Annotated in this window: 1 protein-coding gene; it reads right to left on the bottom strand. The window is 59.2% G+C overall.

Translation table 11 applies throughout. The annotated features are described in order from the left end of the window. The coding region (locus tag SB771_RS35125; RefSeq protein WP_410722061.1) for an FAD-dependent oxidoreductase at positions 1–262 on the bottom strand (262 nt) is incomplete at both ends.

Here is a 262-nt window from a genome sequence, read left to right as displayed (position 1 = left end):
CGGATGTAACTGAACGGCCCAAGCGAAAAGTCACGCCGCGTTGGCTGTGATAGCGAAGAAAGAAGCTCGAGAGTTGCGAGCAGGCAACCCGAGCCAAAGGACGCGCCTCCCTCTCAACTACTACGACTTCGGCGCCGAGAGCACGCGCCGATGCAGCTACTTCCAAACCCACATACCCGCCACCAACAATCACCACTCGCGCGCCGGGTTTAAGTGCGAGCTTCAATTTTTCCGCGTCGGCCGCAGTGCGTAGCTCAAGCAC

It is taken from the genome of Burkholderia sp. SIMBA_051 (genome assembly GCF_046534915.1).
GTDB classification, from domain to species: domain Bacteria; phylum Pseudomonadota; class Gammaproteobacteria; order Burkholderiales; family Burkholderiaceae; genus Burkholderia; species Burkholderia ambifaria.
This window is presented reverse-complemented; position numbering and strand designations above follow the sequence as displayed.